The organism is Pseudogemmobacter bohemicus (assembly GCF_003290025.1).
Taxonomy (GTDB): Bacteria; Pseudomonadota; Alphaproteobacteria; order Rhodobacterales; family Rhodobacteraceae; genus Pseudogemmobacter; species Pseudogemmobacter bohemicus.
In genome coordinates this window covers 349227-364663 of sequence record NZ_QNHG01000003.1, presented here as the reverse complement: position 1 = coordinate 364663, position 15437 = coordinate 349227, and the positions used below count along the sequence as shown (strand labels likewise).

Sequence of the window (15437 nt, the reverse complement as noted above, 5' to 3'; positions counted from 1 at the left end):
CCCCGCTACCTGTCGCGCGATGAAACGCGACGACAGGAGCTCGCCCATGCGCCTCACCCTCAGCCTTGGCCTCACCACTGCTCTGGTTAGTCTGACCGCCCTGCCTGCCATGGCGGAAGAGAAATTCACCGCAACGCTGGCAGGCCATGCATATTTCCCGGCCTTTACCATGGTGACCCCGCCCGCCGACGCGCCGCGCGACCTCTGGGTCTCGGGGAAGTTCACCGGCAAGACCCGCAACGAGGCGCCGATGAGCGTGATGGGCGATACCGGCAAGGCTTACGGCGCGCATCCGACAGGTATCTCGCTGCCGTTCATCGGCCAGCCGGTCCAGGGCATGTCAGGTTTTGCGATGAACCGCGCGGAAGATGGCAGCTGGTTCACGCTGACCGATAACGGGTTTGGGTCCAAACTGAATTCCCCCGATGCGATGCTGACGTTCCACCGCATGGCGCCCGATTTCACCTCTGGCAAGGTCGAGCGGCTGGAGACCGTGTTTCTGAAGGATCCCGATCATGTCGTCCCCTTCCGCATCGCGAATGAGGGCACCGACCAGCGCTATCTGACCGGCTCCGATTTCGACCCGGAATCGATCCAGTTCCTTGATGGCGAGATCTGGATCGGCGAGGAATTCGGCCCCTTTATCCTGTGCATCGGCCTCGATGGCGTGGTGAAATCGGTGCATCAGACCATGATGGACGGCGCGGCGCTGACCGGCCCCGACACTCCCGGCACCGTGGTTCCCGCCATCGCCGGCACCGATTACCGGGTCCAGCGTTCGGGCGGCTATGAGGGCATGGCGCTGCAGCCGGGCACCGGGCTCCTCTGGGGGATGCTGGAGAAACCGCTGCTGGCTGACGGCGGCGAGACCGAGGGTGATTTCCTGCGCGTCTTCACCTTCGACACCACCAAAGCGGACTGGACCGGCGCGACCTATAAGTTCCGCCTGGCCGAGGGTGCCAAAGCGATCGGCGATTTCAACTTTATCGACGAGACCCGCGCTTTGGTGATCGAGCGCGACAATGGCGAAGGCACCGCCGCGCTGGCCTGCGCCGAAGGGGCCGATGAGATGTCCGCTTGCTACCCGCAGCCGGCGCGCGTCAAGAACATCGTGCTGGTCGATACCGCTTCGGTCGATGCCGATGGCTTGCTGAAGCGCATCGCCCATATCGACCTGTTGGATATCCAGGACCCTGACGGCAAGGCGCTGGCCGGTCTGAAACCGGCGGAAGGACCGTTCACTTTCCCCTTCTTCACCATCGAGGACGTGGCCCGCGTGGACGAGACCCATATCATGGTCGCCAATGACAACAATCTGCCCTTCTCGGGCGGGCGCGAGATTGGCCAGGCTGCGGATAATGAATTCATCCTGCTCTCGGTGCCGGAACTGCTGGCGGCGAAGTAACCGCCGCCGACAGAGATGATCGCAAAGGCCGGGGAATCCCGGCCTTTGTCATGGCACCGCTGGCTGCGGCATCCGGGGCCTGGGCAAAGCCTCGCTTGACGGGTGGTGGCGGGATGCTACCCCTGTCACATGTCGCTCCCCATCCTCTCCAATCAAACCGCCCGCCGCATCTTTCTTGATCGCCACGCGCTGGCCGAGGCGCCGACCGGCCCCGCCACCGGCGCCGGGCTGGCCGCGCTGATCGACCGGATCGGCTTTGTGCAGATCGACAGCATCGCCACGGTCGGACGGGCACATGACATGATCCTGCACGCCAGGCGGCAAAGCCACCGGCCGGACGGGATGAAACCGCTGATCGAGCGCGACCGGCATTTATGGGAACACTGGACGCATGACGCCTCTGTCCTGCCGGTCTCGGTCTTTCCGCATTGGCATCACCGCTTCGACCATAATCGGAAGACGCTGGTAAAGCGCTGGACCGGCTGGCAGAAACCGGGGTTCGAAGCGGAATTCGACCGCGTGCTGCAGCATGTTTCCGACCATGGGCCGGTCACCGCCGCCGATTTCAGCAAAGACAGCCCGCGCGAAAAGGGCAGCTGGTGGGACTGGCACCCATCCAAGGCGGCGCTGGAATATCTCTGGCATTCCGGCGCGCTGGCGATCACGCGGCGCGACGCGTTCCGCAAAGTCTATGATCTGACCGAGCGGGTGATCCCGGTCGGTCTGCACCAGCACCGTCCGGACCGCGAGGAGACGACAGACTGGGCCTGCCGTTCGGCGCTGGACCGGCTGGGCTTTGCAACCAGCGGCGAGATTGCCGCCTATTGGCGCGCGATTTCCTCTTCGGAAGCGCAGGCCTGGTGCCAGGCGGCCCTGGCGCGGGGCGAGATCACAAAGGCCAGGATCGAGGGCTGGCAGGGGCAAAGCCGCGAGGTCTTTCTCTGGCCACAAACCCTGACCGAAATTCCGCCCGAGCCCCCGGGGCGGGTCCGGATCCTCTCCCCCTTCGATCCCGCTTTGCGCGACCGTAAACGGGCAGAGTTCCTTTTCGGCTTTTTCTACCGGATCGAAATCTACGTCCCGGAAGAGCAGCGGCAATATGGCTATTACGTCTTTCCCGTGCTGGAGGGCGACCGGATCATCGGCCGGATTGATGTAAAGGCATTTCGCGCCGAGGGTTGCCTGCGGGTGACGGGTTTCTGGCCCGAACCAGGCATCCGCATCGGGGCGGGAAGGCGCGCCAGGCTTGAGGCCGAGCTGGAGCGGCTCGCCCGCTTTGCCGGATGTGCCGAACTGGTCTGGCACCCAGGATGGGATCGCTCGGCGGCCTGAAACCTCTTGTCGCCGGACCTGCCTGCCAAAAACGGTGGTCCACTCAGTGATCCGCCCGGCTTTGCGTTTCCGGGCGGGATATTACGTCTTATCTCTGAATACCGTGTCAGGTCATACCGCTGCTCAGAAATCTTCCCAATGCGGTTCGCCGCCATGGGTGCCTGTGCGGGAAATCGGCACTGGCTGGAAGCCTTCAGGGGTGCGGGCGACCGGCTGAATCCGGATTTCCGGCATCAGCTTTGCCGCTTCCTTGCCGGCCGGAACCACAAAACGCGAGAGGGTCTCGCTCAGCTTCTGCGCATCATTGTGCAGCGCATCGGAGGAAGTCGTGCTCTGTACCACGACGGCGGCATTGCGCTGCGTGACCTCATCCAGCTGTTTGACGCCGGTATTGATTTCCGACAGACCCAGCGACTGTTCCCGGGCCGAGGCCGCGATATCGGCAATCAGGGTGGTCACTGAGTGGATCCGTTCGATCATCCGGTTCAGGGCCGAGCCCGTCTCATGCACCAGAGCCGAGCCCGCTTCGACCTGCTCGGTCGACTGGCTGATCAGGCGTTTGATCTCGCGGGCCGATTCAGAGGCGCGCTGTGCCAGCGAGCGGACCTCGGACGCGACCACCGCAAAGCCCTTGCCGGCCTCCCCCGCGCGGGCCGCTTCGACGCCGGCATTCAGCGCCAGAAGATTGGTCTGGAAGGCGATATCATCGATCACATCGGTGATGCGGGTGATCTGGCGCGAGCTTTGCTCGATCTGCTCCATCGCGGTGATGGCGCGGTGGACAACCTGACCGCTCTCTTCGGCCTGACGCCCGTTTTCCGCCATCTGGGTGTCGGCATTGGCGGCATTCTCGGCCGTCGACTGCACGCTGGCGGTCAGCTCATCCAGCGCGGCGGCGGTTTCCTCCAGCGTGGCCGCCTGGGTCTCGGTGCGGTTCGACATATCCTGCGAGATCGTGTTGAATTCAGCGGCCCCACTGTCGATCGAGCCCGCGATCTGACGGATCATCACCATGGTCTCGGCCAGCATATCGACCACACCATTGAAATTCTGACGCAATTCCTCATAGCGCAACGGGAAGGGATCATCGCCCGGATTGGCAATTGCTGCCGTCAGATCCAACCCCGAAAGCCGGGAAAGCGAATCCGACAGGTCGCGCACCACCCGGCTCTGCTCGGCCTCACGGCGGGTGGATTCCTGGCTCATCGCCTCGGTCTCGGTGACCGAGCGGCGCCAGTCCTCGAAACCGCGCGCAAATGTGCCGATCTCGTCCTGGCGATGCAGCGCCGGCACCTCGACCGTGGCGTCACCGCCCCGGATCCGCTCCAGCACCTGCGAAAGCGATCCCAGCGGCCGCAACAGGCCCCGATTTGCAAGGAACAACAGCAGCGCACCGATCAGCGAGGCAATCGCCACGCCGATCACACCCTGCGTCTCGGCCGAGCGCAGATCGCCGCGCAATACGGATTCCGGCACGAAATTGCACAGGATGCCGATGATCGCGCCCTCAAGATTGCGGATCGGGATCAGGTTGACGGAATAGGTTTCGCCAAACAGCTCTGCCGAGCCCATATAGCGCTCGCCGCGCAGGATAAAGGGGCGGGCCGGGTGGTCGAGGCCCAGCGGCGAATCCACCCAGCGGCGCCCGGCCTCGTCAAATATGCTGGTGGTCACGCGGAAGAAATCGCCCCGCGCCTCATCCCAGCGGAGAACCGAAAACTGTGTGCCGGCGGTCTTCTTCGCCTCATCAACCATGGTGTGATTGCTGAAGGTCGGGATCCCGTCCCAGACCGCATCGGCGATATTTCCGTTTTCATCAATCTGATAGCTGAGGCCGGAAAAGGTATCCTGCGTGATCTCGGCTGTCATACGCGAGGCCATCAGGATCAGGGTCTGGAGCCGTTCCTCGACCACCTGCGAGACCTTGTAGCTGGAGAGCCAGACACCGACCCCCCCGACAATCAGGAACATCATCAGCGAAAGGCCGGTCAGCTTGGTGACGAGGCCGAGTGAGCGCAGCCGTTTCATTGGATAAACCCCCGGGGTCAGACATGTTGTCCCGGGACCCTCGGGCAGGCGGGTGTAGATTCGGTTAGTGGCCATTGGGATGGCTCAAATTGTCTCTATTATTCCCCTGCAATGCTGATCTTGCCCGATGGGCCGGGCCTGGTGCTTCCCGCCCCCGTGTCGCCCCGCTATAGAGGCTTTATGCGACAGACCCTTTCCGAGATTTACGAGGCCCGGGTGGCCGATGGCAGCCTGCGCCCCGACCCTGCGCAGCGCGCGGTTCTGCCGCTGCTCGAAGAGCTCCGCCAATGGCTTGAAAGCCGCCCGCCGCAAAAAGGCGGCTTCCTGTCGGGCCTCTTTGGCAAGGCGCCCCCCGCACCGCCGAAAGGGCTCTACCTCTGGGGCGGCGTCGGACGCGGTAAGTCGATGATGATGGATCTGTTCACCGATGCGACCGCGATCACCGCGAAACGCCGGGTCCATTTCCATGCTTTCATGCAGGAAATCCATCACGGCATGCATGAGGCGCGCAAAACCGGTGTCGAGGATGCGCTGGCGCCGGTGGCGACAAAGATCACCCGCGAGCTGCGGCTGCTGGCCTTTGACGAGATGCAGATCACCGATATCACCGATGCGATGATCGTGGGGCGCCTGTTCGAGAAGTTCTTCGCAGCGGGGCTGGTGGTGGTGGTGACCTCGAACCGGCCACCCGAGGATCTGTACAAGAACGGGCTGAACCGGCAGCTTTTCCTGCCTTTCATCGACATTCTGCGCGAAAAGCTGGTGATCCATGAGATCGTCAGCGCCAATGATTACCGCCAGCACCGGCTGACCGGGGCGCAGGTCTGGTTCCAGCCGGCCGGCAGCAACCGGGGTCGGATCGACGCGATCTGGAACGACCTGACCGGCGCCGCGCCGGGCGCTGCACTGCGTCTTCCGGTCAATGGCCGCGAGGTGGAACTGCCGCGATTTGCCAGCGGTGTCGGGAGGGCGAGCTTTTACGACCTCTGCGCCCGCCCGCTGGGCGCGGCAGATTTCCTGGCCATTGCCAGCGCCTGCCGGGTGCTGATCCTTGAGGATATTCCGCAGCTTTCGGCCTCGAATTACAATGAGGCAAAGCGGTTCGTGACGCTGATCGACGCGCTTTATGAGGCGAAGGTGCGGCTGATCGCCTCGGCCGCCGATGAACCGGAGCGGCTTTACCTGGAAGGCACCGGCGCTTTTGAATTCGAACGTACGGCCAGCCGGCTGCGCGAAATGCAGGACGCGACCTGGGGGAGCGATCACCAGGATTCCGGTGCTGCATGAGGGGGCCAGCCCCCTCGGCCCTTTCAGGGCCTCACCCCCGGGATATTTAAGGACAGATGAAAGACCCCATCATTTCATCTGTCCTAAAATATCCCCGATGGAGCGGGTGGAGGTGTGCCTTTAAGGCCTTGAAATCACTTACCCCGGCTCCGCGAGTGCATCCCGCTGTGTTAAAGCTTTGTGCCACACGTGACACACAGGAAATATCGCTGTTCAGGCTGGCAGAGGCAAGGAATGATCCCGGCGCTCCGCGCTGGTCGTTCAGCTAGAAAACGCACGGTTTTCATACCAGGGCCAAGGCAAGGCTCGGCAGAAATCGCAGCCATAGATGGTTGCGGGACAGGATCCCAGAAATTCTTGCCTTTGCATCGGCAGCACTGGCAAGATCCAAAATCCCTTGCAGCATAAGACGATTTCGCAAGCGACATATGCGCAAGTTGACGCCCTCTCAGCGCGCAAGTGATTACTGTTGCTGCAACGGGATCTCAGGCCAATCGTCCGGCACCAGCGCGGGAGGTTTCGACCAGGGCGGCCCGACGAGGGAGCGCTGAAACCAGTCTTCGCGAAGGTTCGCGTGTTCGGTAACAATGAGCTGGAAGCCAGGGGCATGCTCCGCAACGAACTCGTGGAGCGTCTCGAAAAGCCTTCGAACCGCGCCCAGATCCACATCTTCCTGACGTTCGGTTTCGTCGACGGAACCTCCTGCGGCTTCATAGGAAGCATTGGATGGAAAACAGACCTGGCTGGGTTGGTCGATAAGAAGGAAACGCGGAACCGGGTGATCGTAGGTCGCCGCGAAACGGTGCAGAGAAAGGAGGGCTGAAAGGTGGTAGGCGAGATGGTTCTCTCCACCGCCGGTGCGGCTCATATATATCGGCCGACCCGGCCGGTCGATCACCACAGTCAAGTGGTGGAGATCAAGCCGCGCAGGGAATTCGGCAAACTCCCCGCCGAGGGCGGAGATGTAACCCGACATGTGCAGGCCGATATTGCTCAGGGTCGACATCAGTCGGGCGTCGGAGTCGTCGGATCCCAGCCGCTCTTCGAGATCAGTGACCCTCGCCTTGAAGCGACGCTCCTCGGTTTGGAGACGGATCAGTTCCGCATTCAGGACAAGTCCTTCAAGAAAAAGGCTCACACGCCCCACCACACGCGACGCGGCCGTGTTCCTGTTTCCGAGAGTCTTCGCCATCTCACTGGATGAGATCACGGATGCAGATCTGCCACCGCCGCCGAAGATCACCTATTCCATCCTTGAACGCTGCCGGACCCGGGCGAACCCCGGACTGGCAGCGAGCCGTATGATGGCCCATCTCGGTCGTCTGATCGGGTAAACTGCGGTTGACGCCCCTGCCCCGGCAAAGCGGTGCGCAAAGCCAGGCCCGGATCACTGTCCGGGCGCAGGCAACACCACCACGGCCCCGTCCAGAGTAGCAGGAATCCAGAGGCGGTTGCTGTCTGCATCAAAGGCGAAGTGGGCCGGTCCCTGAACGGGCATCTCCATGCAGACCTCCAACGCAGCGCCAGTGACCGGATCGACGTTCAGCATGACACCGGGTTGGGGCATCAGGCTGATCCGGTCCGAGACGAGAAGATTTCCATCCGGCAGCAGGGCCACGCCATCGGAAACGCCGAAGGGGCTGTCCGGGATCTGGCGCGGCCTTCTGCCTTCGACCAGGTGAAAGCATGCCCGCCGCCGAAGTCTGCCCCAAGGGCGACGATCATGGCCTCTTCGCGTGTGTCATCCCAGACAATACCGTTCGCGCCAGGAATCCCTTCGGCCAGCAGGGTGAAGCCTTCGGTCTTCGAATCAAGCCCATAGAGTTGTCCGCGCAAGGTATCACTGACCAACAGGCGCCCGCCGGCGACAGCAATGTCGTTGAGCAGGCAGGGCTGCACGCAGCCCATCTGTACGACGAAGCTCTGCTTGCCGGTCTGAAGATCAAAGCCGACGATCCTGTCGATGTCGGCGACATAGAGCGTGCCGTCCATCCACCACCGGCAGCGCATTGATTGCCACCTGCAGCTCCCGCAGCGGCGAGGGTTCGGCGTAGACCCGTTCGTTGGTGTCGTCGCCCTCGTGCCCGACCAGCTCGATCCGGAGCAGCTTCGGGATCGTCGTCACCCGCGACAGCCTGTCATTGACGAAGTGCCGGAAGGAATGGTTGGCAAAGCCTTTCGGGTTCACCGTTCCGAACTCGGACGCGGTCCGGCGCATCCTCACCCCGGACCGCATATCGCCCGCCAGCATCGCCAGCGTGGTCTCCAGCGTCGACAGATCGGCAGGGGTGGCGCCATCCCCGATCAGGCGGTCGATGATTGGCGGCTCAGGATCGGCCCCGGGGACCGTGCCCGGCCATCAGCCGCCAGGCGGTGGCGGTCGCCCGGTCGGCCCGGATATCGCTCGCAGCCGGGCCCACCGGATCCATCCGGGTCACCCGATCCAGCCCGCGGATCGGGGCCAGTTCTTCCGTGATCACGTGGGGCAGCCAGGTGCGGGCGCCCTCTGCCGAGATCAGTTGCGGGTCAGATCATCAAACATGCGATCACTCTCGACGGTCAGCTTCCGGGCGATCATACAGGCTTCCGCCCGCAATCCGGTCCGCAAAGACAGCTGCAACATGTCGATAGACGTGGATAACCTCGGCACCCGCCGGCGCCAGCAGAAGACGGCCCCGCGCCGGAAAAGATGAAGGTGTTTGCCCATGACGGCCCCCGAAAAGAGGCGGGCCTGGCGACCACGGGCCGGGAATGTGTGACACATCTGTGTGACGCCATGGGGTGAGTCGCTGACTTACCTCATTGACTTAAAAGCACAAACAGCCACCGCCGCCTCCAAACATCCTCGCCAGAGGCCTTCGCCGATAAGTCAGAAACGTGCGATTAACCGTAGAGGGCCTGCCAGATCAGCCGCAATGCCATAGCGGTCGATGTGATCACGAGAAGCGGCCGGATCAGCCGCGCTCCGATCCGCATTGCCAGCCTCGCCCCGATCCAGGCGCCAAGCGTCTGGGTCACCGCCATGCCAAGACCCAGCGCCCAGAGCACATTACCCGACGGGATGAACACTGCCAGCGAGCCGAGATTCGAGGCGAAATTCAGCATTTTGGTATGGGCGGTTGCTTTCAGGATGCCATAGCCCGCCAGCAGCACGAACCCCATCATAAAGAAGCTGCCGGTGCCGGGGCCAAAGAACCCGTCATAGGCCGCGATGGCCGGCACGATGGTGAAGGAGAAGGCCGCAGGCCTCATCCGCTGTACCCGGTCCTGGTCGCTCATGCCTTTGCGGAAGGCGAAGAAGGCCGCAACTGCGATCAGGACCACTGGCATAATGATCCTGAGCACCTCAGCCGACATCAGATGCGCCACCATTGCGCCCGCAGCCGCCGCCAGCGCAGAGATCAGCGCCATCGGGAGCTGTTCCGACAGCCGCACATGCCCCGCTTTCGCGTAGGTCAGCGCAGCGGTGCCGGAGCCGAAGCTCCCCTGCAATTTGTTGGTCGCCAGCGCCTCGATCGGCGATACACCCGCCAGCAGCAAGGCCGGCACCGTGATCAGCCCGCCACCGCCAGCGATGGAATCGATCAGCCCGGCAACAAAGGCCGCAAGCATCAGCAGAAGCGCAAGATCGGTTGCGATTTCAAACATCTCAGAGGTCCAGCCTGCGGCTTACCCGTCCGACCACTTCACCGCCTTTCAATGCCCAGCCGGGATCGGCACTGTAATCGGCAAATCCGATCCGGGCGTAATAGGCGAGGCCAGGGCGGTTATCGGCGCGGATGGTGGCGTTCAGCACCCTGACCCCGGCGGCGCGGGCGACTGTCCTTGTGGTGGTGAACAGGGCCTGGCCGATGCCGCGTGCCTGGATCTCCGAAGAGACAAAGGTGCCGATCTCGGCCCAGCCTTCGGGCAGAGCCGGGTTCAGGCCGACGGTCTGGAAACCGGCCAGCTGGCCCGCGATTTCGGCGACATGGCAGCAGATGCCGTGCTCGGGCGGCGCGATGTAGCTTGCGATGATCTGCGCCTCGCCGCGTTCATCCTCATAGGCGGTGGTGCCCCCCTGCCGGATGATGCGGTTTTGCAGCGCGGTCATGGAGGCCGCATCCGCCAGTTCCGCGCGACGGATGATCATGCCGCAAACTCCTCGCGACGATACCCCTGCAGATAGAGCAGCGCGGTCAGATCGCCATGATTGACCCGGATCTTCGCCTCTTCCTGCACCTTCGGTTTGGCATGAAGCGCAACCCCGGTGCCGGCGCGGTGCAGCATCGGCAGATCATTGGCGCCGTCTCCGACCGCGATCACCTGATCCGCCCCGATACCAAGCCGCGCGGTGATCTCTTCCAGCGCGGTCACCTTGGCCTCTTTCCCAAGGATCGGATCGGCGACCTCACCGGTCAGCCGCCCCTCTGCCACCAGCAGCGTATTGGCGCGGTTCTCGTCGAAGCCGAGCCGCGCCGCAATTGCCCCGGTAAAGGCCGTGAACCCGCCCGAAACCAGCGCCGTATAAGCGCCATGCGCCTTCATCGTTTTCAGGAGCATCCCGCCGCCCGGCATCAGGGTGATGCGGTCGCGGATCACACCCGCGATCACGCTTTCCGGCAGCCCCTTGAGCAGCCCCACGCGTTCGCGCAACGCGGCATCAAAATCGAGCTCGCCATTCATCGCCCGCGCGGTGATCCCGGCGACATGGGCCCCCACCCCGGCCTCATCGGCAAGCTCGTCGATACATTCCTGGCGGATCATCGTGCTGTCCATATCGGCGATCAGCAGGCGTTTCCGGCGCCCCGCCTCCGGCTGAATCGCCAGATCAAGTTTCAGCGCCTGCAGATCGAGCCAGACCTGACCGGCATTGTCCGGCACGCTTTCAATCGCGAATTCCGCCGCCACGCCCGGATCAAGCCAGCACCCATCGCCGCCACCCCAGGCATTGCGCAGACTCTCGACCGTTTCGCGGTTCAGAATCGGGGTCTCGGGGCTGCTGAGCAGGGTGGCGATGAACATCTGACCTCCGGCGCGGATGGGAAATTCGCTCTGGAATTACGCGCTTTCCCGGGCCAAGGCCAGCGGCTGAAGGGTCTTTTGCGCCTGCATCCTTTGCGCCGCATTGCAGCGATTGACATTATCATTAAATGATCCATACGCTACCTTAATGGAAATAATCTTGCGCACCAAATTCAGAACCCGAGGCAGAGATGAGTGAAGGCCAGACCCAGGGCAGCCCCTCCATGGTGAGTGGGGCAGAAAAACCGGTGAAAGAGAAGCCCTGGCTTTTCCGCACCTATGCCGGGCACTCCACCGCCAGCGCCTCGAATGCGCTCTATCGCGGCAACCTCGCCAAGGGGCAGACGGGTCTGTCCGTCGCCTTCGATCTGCCGACGCAAACCGGCTATGACAGCGACCATGAACTGTCGCGCGGCGAGGTCGGCAAGGTCGGCGTGCCGGTCTGCCATCTCGGCGATATGCGGGCTTTGTTCAACGACATTCCGCTGGAGCAGATGAACACCTCGATGACGATCAACGCGACGGCGCCCTGGCTGCTGGCGCTTTATGTCGCGGTGGCGGAAGAACAGGGCGCCGATATCTCGCAACTGCAAGGCACGGTGCAGAACGATATCATCAAGGAATATCTCTCGCGCGGCACTTATATCTGCCCGCCGAAACCCTCGCTGCGGCTGATCACCGATGTTGCGGCCTGGACGGGCAAGAACCTGCCCAAATGGAACCCGATGAATGTCTGTTCCTACCACCTGCAAGAGGCCGGAGCGACGCCCGAGCAGGAGCTGGCCTTTGCCCTCGCCACCGCCTGCGCGGTGCTTGATGACCTGAAGGGCAAGGTCGCCGAGAAGGATTTCCCGAAGATGGTCGGGCGGATTTCCTTCTTCGTGAATGCCGGCATCCGGTTTGTCACCGAGATGTGCAAGATGCGCGCCTTTGTCGATCTCTGGGCCGAGATCTGCCGCGACCGTTACGGCATAACCGACGAGAAATACTCGCGTTTCCGCTACGGCGTACAGGTCAACAGCCTTGGCCTGACCGAGCCGCAGCCGGAGAACAACGTCTACCGCATCCTGATCGAGATGCTTGCCGTGACGCTGTCGAAACGCGCCCGCGCGCGCGCCGTGCAACTGCCCGCCTGGAATGAGGCGCTTGGACTGCCCAGGCCCTGGGATCAGCAATGGTCGCTCAGGATGCAGCAGATCCTCGCCTATGAGACCGACCTCCTGGAATATGACGACCTCTTTGACGAGAACCCGGCGATTGACCGCAAGGTCGAGGCGCTGAAAGCCGGCGCACGGGAGGAACTGGCGCAGATCGACGCCATGGGCGGCGCCGTGGCTTCGATCGAATATATGAAATCGCGGCTGGTCGAAGCCAATGCCGAAAGGATCGGCCGGATCGAGACGCAAGAGACCATCGTGGTCGGCGTCAACCGCTGGCGCGAGACGGAACCCTCGCCGCTCACCACCGGCGATGGTGCGATCATGGTGGTTGATGAGGCCGCCGAGGCCGATCAGCTTGGTCGGCTCCGCGCCTGGCGTGAGGCGCGGGACGAGGCCAGGGTTCGCGCCGCGCTTGACGATCTGCGCGCGGCAGCGGCCGAGGGGCGCAACATCATGCCGCCCTCGATTGCCGCCGCCAAAGCCGGCGCCACCACCGGCGAATGGGGAGAGACCGTCCGCAAGGCCTTTGGCCAGTATCGCGGGCCCACGGGTGTGTCGAAAAACCCCTCGAACCGCACCGAAGGGCTGGAGCCGATCCGCGAGGCGGTCTCGGCCGTCTCGGCCCGGCTTGGGCGTCAGCTTTCCTTCCTTGTCGGCAAGCCCGGCCTAGACGGTCATTCGAACGGCGCCGAACAGATCGCCGCCCGCGCCCGCGATTGCGGCATGGAGATCCATTACGAGGGCATCCGCCTCACCCCCGCCGAGATCGTCGCGGCGGCGGCGGATCAGGACGTGCATGTCGTCGGCCTCTCGATCCTCTCGGGCAGCCATATCCCGCTGATCTCCGACACGATGGAGCGGATGCGGGCAGCGGGCCTGACGGTGCCGGTCGTGGTCGGCGGCATCATCCCCGAGGAGGACGCGGTGAAACTGCGCGCCATGGGCGTCGCCGCCGTCTATACACCCAAGGATTTCGAGCTGAACCGGATTATGATGGATATCGTGACCCTTGTGGATCCGGAAGAAGAGGCCGCCTGAACGGCAGGAATTCCCGCCATTGTGCCCCAGGGCGATATGACTGAAACTGCCCTGGTCCCTTTGCCGGTGCGGTGGTTAAATGCGCAAAATCCTGACTGGCATGGCGGTTGCGGCCCTGATGGCCCAGCCTCTTCATACCCAACCGGTGAGCGCCGAAGCGTCCTCCCCGATGCCGGAGGAGCTTTCTTACCGGCTTGAGGATCAGCGCGCGAAATGCAGCGCTGCGGGCGGAACGCTGAAGGGCGAGGATAAGGCGCTGACGCCGGCGGAACTCTCTGCCGCGACGGGCGAATTGCTATGGGTCTATGAAGAGGGCATGCTGAATTGCAGCGCCGGACCGACAGACAGCTATTGCGGCAGCGGCGGCTGCTATGTCTCATTCTGCTTCGGAACGGACGAGCTGGCCGCGCTGATCCACAGCTGGCGGGTCTATATCGAAAAGGGCGTGCCCATTCTGGAAACGGTCTCCAAAGGCGATGATTGCGGCGGCGCGAAAAGCGACACCTGCGTGACCTGGTATATCTGGGCGAATGGCGAGCTCACCCTGTCGGGAAGCGAACCGAAGCCGTGAAGCCGGCAATGTGTACAGGCTCTCAGGCAGAGTGACCGAATCACCCCATCCAAACCAAACAGAGTGAAGGTATTTCGCTGCATTTTCCGGCAATCTGCCTGATTTGCCCTTATACCCATCCTTAAACTGCTTTAATTCGCGCCGTTGTGAACAATCTTTAGGCGAATCGGCAGAAATAGAATGCCTCATCTGGACGAGAGACTTGAATCCATCCTTGCCGAAGTGATCCGGCGCAACCAGGGCGAGCCCGAATTCCACCAGGCGGTGCGTGAGGTTCTCGAAAGCCTCGGCCGCGTGGTCGCCAAACGCCCCGACCTTCTGGAAGACGCGCTGATCGAGCGCATTTGCGAACCCGAACGCCAGATCATCTTCCGCGTGCCGTGGATCGACGATGCCGGCCAGGTCCGCATCAACCGCGCCTTCCGCGTCCAGTTCAACTCGGCCCTTGGCCCCTATAAAGGCGGCATCCGCTTCCACCCATCGGTGAATGTCGGGATCATCAAATTCCTCGGCTTTGAGCAGACGTTCAAAAACGCGCTGACCGGCATGCCGATCGGCGGCGGCAAGGGCGGCTCGGATTTCGATCCCAAGGGCAAATCCGATCGCGAAATCATGCGCTTCTGCCAGTCGTTCATGCTGGAGCTGCACCGTCATATCGGCGAGTATACCGATGTTCCGGCGGGCGATATCGGCGTTGGCGGCCGCGAGATCGGCTTCATGTTCGGCCAGTATAAGCGCCTCACCAACCGTTACGAGGCCGGCGTCCTGACTGGCAAGGCGCTGTTCTACGGCGGCTCGCGTGCCCGGACCGAGGCCACCGGTTACGGCAATACCTATTTCGTGCAATCGATGCTGGGGACCAAAGGCACCTCGTTTGATGGCAAGAAAGTGGTCATCTCCGGTTCGGGCAATGTCGCGATCTACAGCCATGAGAAGGTCACCTCCTTCGGCGGCAAGGTCATCGCGATGTCCGACAGCTCGGGCTATATCGTGGATGAGAACGGCATCGACCTCGCGCTGATCCAGGAGATCAAAGAGGTGCGCCGCGCCCGGATCTCGGAATATCTGCGCATCAAGGGCGAGGGCAAAGGCGTCTGGTTCGTCAAGGCGGGCGAAGGTTCGATCTGGGATGTGGCCTGCGATGTGGCGATGCCCTCGGCGACGCAGAACGAGCTGACCGGCAAGGATGCAAAGGCGCTGGTGAAGAACGGCGTGATCGCGGTGGGCGAAGGCGCCAATATGCCCTCGACCCCGGATGCGGTGCGGATCTTCCAGGAGGCAGGCGTCTTGTTCGCCCCCGGCAAGGCCGCCAATGCCGGCGGCGTCGCCACTTCGGCGCTGGAGATGCAGCAAAACGCCAGCCGCGACAGCTGGACCTTTGATCAGACCGAGGCGCGTCTCGCCATCATTATGAAAAACATCCATGACACCTGCGCCAGCACCGCCGAGGAATTCGGCGCACCGGGTGATTATGTGATGGGCGCGAATATCGCGGGCTTCGTGAAAGTGGCCGAGGCGATGCGCGCGCTTGGCGTGATCTGATCCCTGACCGGACCTGTGAGAGGGCGCGCCCCGCGCGGGGTGCGCCCTTTTTCATGTCTCCCCCTTGCAT

15 protein-coding genes are annotated in these 15437 nt (G+C 62.9%); 6 read left to right on the top strand and 9 right to left on the bottom strand.

The window, feature by feature from the left end:
* Nucleotides 1-46 precede the first annotated feature (46 nt).
* Together DRF71_RS16555 and DRF71_RS16550 are read left to right on the top strand one after the other, a co-directional pair.
* The gene (locus DRF71_RS16555; protein WP_112311657.1) at nucleotides 47-1405 is read left to right on the top strand and encodes an esterase-like activity of phytase family protein; all 1359 of its coding nucleotides are present in this window, start codon (nucleotides 47-49) and stop codon (nucleotides 1403-1405) included.
* A 129-nt stretch (nucleotides 1406-1534) separates the two neighbouring features.
* Nucleotides 1535-2737 (top strand): winged helix-turn-helix domain-containing protein, encoded by a 1203-nt coding sequence (locus tag DRF71_RS16550; RefSeq protein ID WP_112311656.1) that lies wholly within the window; start codon nucleotides 1535-1537, stop codon nucleotides 2735-2737.
* Between the two features lie 123 nt (nucleotides 2738-2860).
* Here DRF71_RS16550 and DRF71_RS16545 read toward each other — a convergent pair whose 3' ends face one another.
* Nucleotides 2861-4765 (bottom strand): methyl-accepting chemotaxis protein, encoded by a 1905-nt coding sequence (locus tag DRF71_RS16545; protein ID WP_198672247.1) that lies wholly within the window; start codon nucleotides 4763-4765, stop codon nucleotides 2861-2863.
* Between the two features lie 180 nt (nucleotides 4766-4945).
* On the opposite strand from DRF71_RS16545, the gene zapE reads away from it, so the two are divergent.
* Nucleotides 4946-6052, top strand: coding sequence for a cell division protein ZapE (gene zapE, locus DRF71_RS16540; RefSeq protein ID WP_112312119.1), 1107 nt, complete (start codon nucleotides 4946-4948; stop codon nucleotides 6050-6052).
* 463 nt (nucleotides 6053-6515) lie between these two features.
* Here zapE and DRF71_RS16535 read toward each other — a convergent pair whose 3' ends face one another.
* From DRF71_RS16535 to serB, 8 genes are all read right to left on the bottom strand, one after another.
* Nucleotides 6516-7190, bottom strand: a complete 675-nt coding sequence (locus DRF71_RS16535; protein WP_232831555.1) for a DUF3732 domain-containing protein — start codon at nucleotides 7188-7190, stop codon at nucleotides 6516-6518.
* 249 nt (nucleotides 7191-7439) lie between these two features.
* Nucleotides 7440-7619 carry a hypothetical protein gene (locus DRF71_RS16530; RefSeq protein ID WP_112311653.1) on the bottom strand — a complete coding sequence of 60 codons (180 nt, stop codon included), beginning with the start codon at nucleotides 7617-7619 and terminating at the stop codon, nucleotides 7440-7442.
* Nucleotides 7619-8044 (bottom strand): SMP-30/gluconolactonase/LRE family protein, encoded by a 426-nt coding sequence (locus tag DRF71_RS16525; protein WP_112311652.1) that lies wholly within the window; start codon nucleotides 8042-8044, stop codon nucleotides 7619-7621. The genes DRF71_RS16530 and DRF71_RS16525 overlap by 1 nt, the downstream gene beginning before the upstream one ends.
* Nucleotides 7995-8303 (bottom strand): site-specific integrase, encoded by a 309-nt coding sequence (locus DRF71_RS16520; RefSeq protein ID WP_112311651.1) that lies wholly within the window; start codon nucleotides 8301-8303, stop codon nucleotides 7995-7997. Before DRF71_RS16520 ends, DRF71_RS16525 begins: the two co-directional genes overlap by 50 nt.
* A 264-nt stretch (nucleotides 8304-8567) precedes the next feature.
* Nucleotides 8568-8759 (bottom strand): DUF6538 domain-containing protein, encoded by a 192-nt coding sequence (locus DRF71_RS29450; RefSeq protein WP_112311650.1) that lies wholly within the window; start codon nucleotides 8757-8759, stop codon nucleotides 8568-8570.
* A 176-nt stretch (nucleotides 8760-8935) separates the two neighbouring features.
* Nucleotides 8936-9700 carry a TSUP family transporter gene (locus DRF71_RS16510; protein ID WP_112311649.1) on the bottom strand — a complete coding sequence of 255 codons (765 nt, stop codon included), beginning with the start codon at nucleotides 9698-9700 and terminating at the stop codon, nucleotides 8936-8938.
* 1 nt (nucleotide 9701) lies between these two features.
* The gene (locus DRF71_RS16505; protein WP_112311648.1) at nucleotides 9702-10184 is read right to left on the bottom strand and encodes a GNAT family N-acetyltransferase; all 483 of its coding nucleotides are present in this window, start codon (nucleotides 10182-10184) and stop codon (nucleotides 9702-9704) included.
* Nucleotides 10181-11056, bottom strand: a complete 876-nt coding sequence (gene serB / locus DRF71_RS16500) for a phosphoserine phosphatase SerB (RefSeq protein WP_112311647.1) — start codon at nucleotides 11054-11056, stop codon at nucleotides 10181-10183. The genes DRF71_RS16505 and serB overlap by 4 nt, the downstream gene beginning before the upstream one ends.
* A 191-nt stretch (nucleotides 11057-11247) precedes the next feature.
* Here serB and DRF71_RS16495 point away from each other — a divergent pair, with 191 nt between their 5' ends.
* From DRF71_RS16495 to gdhA, 3 genes are all read left to right on the top strand, one after another.
* Nucleotides 11248-13254, top strand: coding sequence for a protein meaA (locus DRF71_RS16495; RefSeq protein WP_112311646.1), 2007 nt, complete (start codon nucleotides 11248-11250; stop codon nucleotides 13252-13254).
* Nucleotides 13255-13333: 79 nt separating this feature from the next.
* Nucleotides 13334-13825, top strand: coding sequence for a hypothetical protein (locus tag DRF71_RS16490; protein ID WP_112311645.1), 492 nt, complete (start codon nucleotides 13334-13336; stop codon nucleotides 13823-13825).
* Between the two features lie 180 nt (nucleotides 13826-14005).
* Nucleotides 14006-15367, top strand: a complete 1362-nt coding sequence (gdhA, locus tag DRF71_RS16485) for an NADP-specific glutamate dehydrogenase (protein WP_112311644.1) — start codon at nucleotides 14006-14008, stop codon at nucleotides 15365-15367.
* Nucleotides 15368-15437 lie beyond the last annotated feature (70 nt).

Coding starts and splice junctions, on each gene's coding strand:
- DRF71_RS16555 (WP_112311657.1), top strand. CDS start 47: ATGCGCCTCACCCTCAGCCTTGGCCTCACCACTGCTCTGGTTAGTCTG.
- DRF71_RS16550 (WP_112311656.1), top strand. CDS start 1,535: ATGTCGCTCCCCATCCTCTCCAATCAAACCGCCCGCCGCATCTTTCTT.
- DRF71_RS16545 (WP_198672247.1), bottom strand. CDS start 4,765: ATGAAACGGCTGCGCTCACTCGGCCTCGTCACCAAGCTGACCGGCCTT.
- zapE (WP_112312119.1), top strand. CDS start 4,946: ATGCGACAGACCCTTTCCGAGATTTACGAGGCCCGGGTGGCCGATGGC.
- DRF71_RS16530 (WP_112311653.1), bottom strand. CDS start 7,619: ATGCCCCAACCCGGTGTCATGCTGAACGTCGATCCGGTCACTGGCGCT.
- DRF71_RS16525 (WP_112311652.1), bottom strand. CDS start 8,044: ATGGACGGCACGCTCTATGTCGCCGACATCGACAGGATCGTCGGCTTT.
- DRF71_RS16520 (WP_112311651.1), bottom strand. CDS start 8,303: ATGCTGGCGGGCGATATGCGGTCCGGGGTGAGGATGCGCCGGACCGCG.
- DRF71_RS29450 (WP_112311650.1), bottom strand. CDS start 8,759: ATGGGCAAACACCTTCATCTTTTCCGGCGCGGGGCCGTCTTCTGCTGG.
- DRF71_RS16510 (WP_112311649.1), bottom strand. CDS start 9,700: ATGTTTGAAATCGCAACCGATCTTGCGCTTCTGCTGATGCTTGCGGCC.
- DRF71_RS16505 (WP_112311648.1), bottom strand. CDS start 10,184: ATGATCATCCGTCGCGCGGAACTGGCGGATGCGGCCTCCATGACCGCG.
- serB (WP_112311647.1), bottom strand. CDS start 11,056: ATGTTCATCGCCACCCTGCTCAGCAGCCCCGAGACCCCGATTCTGAAC.
- DRF71_RS16495 (WP_112311646.1), top strand. CDS start 11,248: ATGAGTGAAGGCCAGACCCAGGGCAGCCCCTCCATGGTGAGTGGGGCA.
- DRF71_RS16490 (WP_112311645.1), top strand. CDS start 13,334: ATGCGCAAAATCCTGACTGGCATGGCGGTTGCGGCCCTGATGGCCCAG.
- gdhA (WP_112311644.1), top strand. CDS start 14,006: ATGCCTCATCTGGACGAGAGACTTGAATCCATCCTTGCCGAAGTGATC.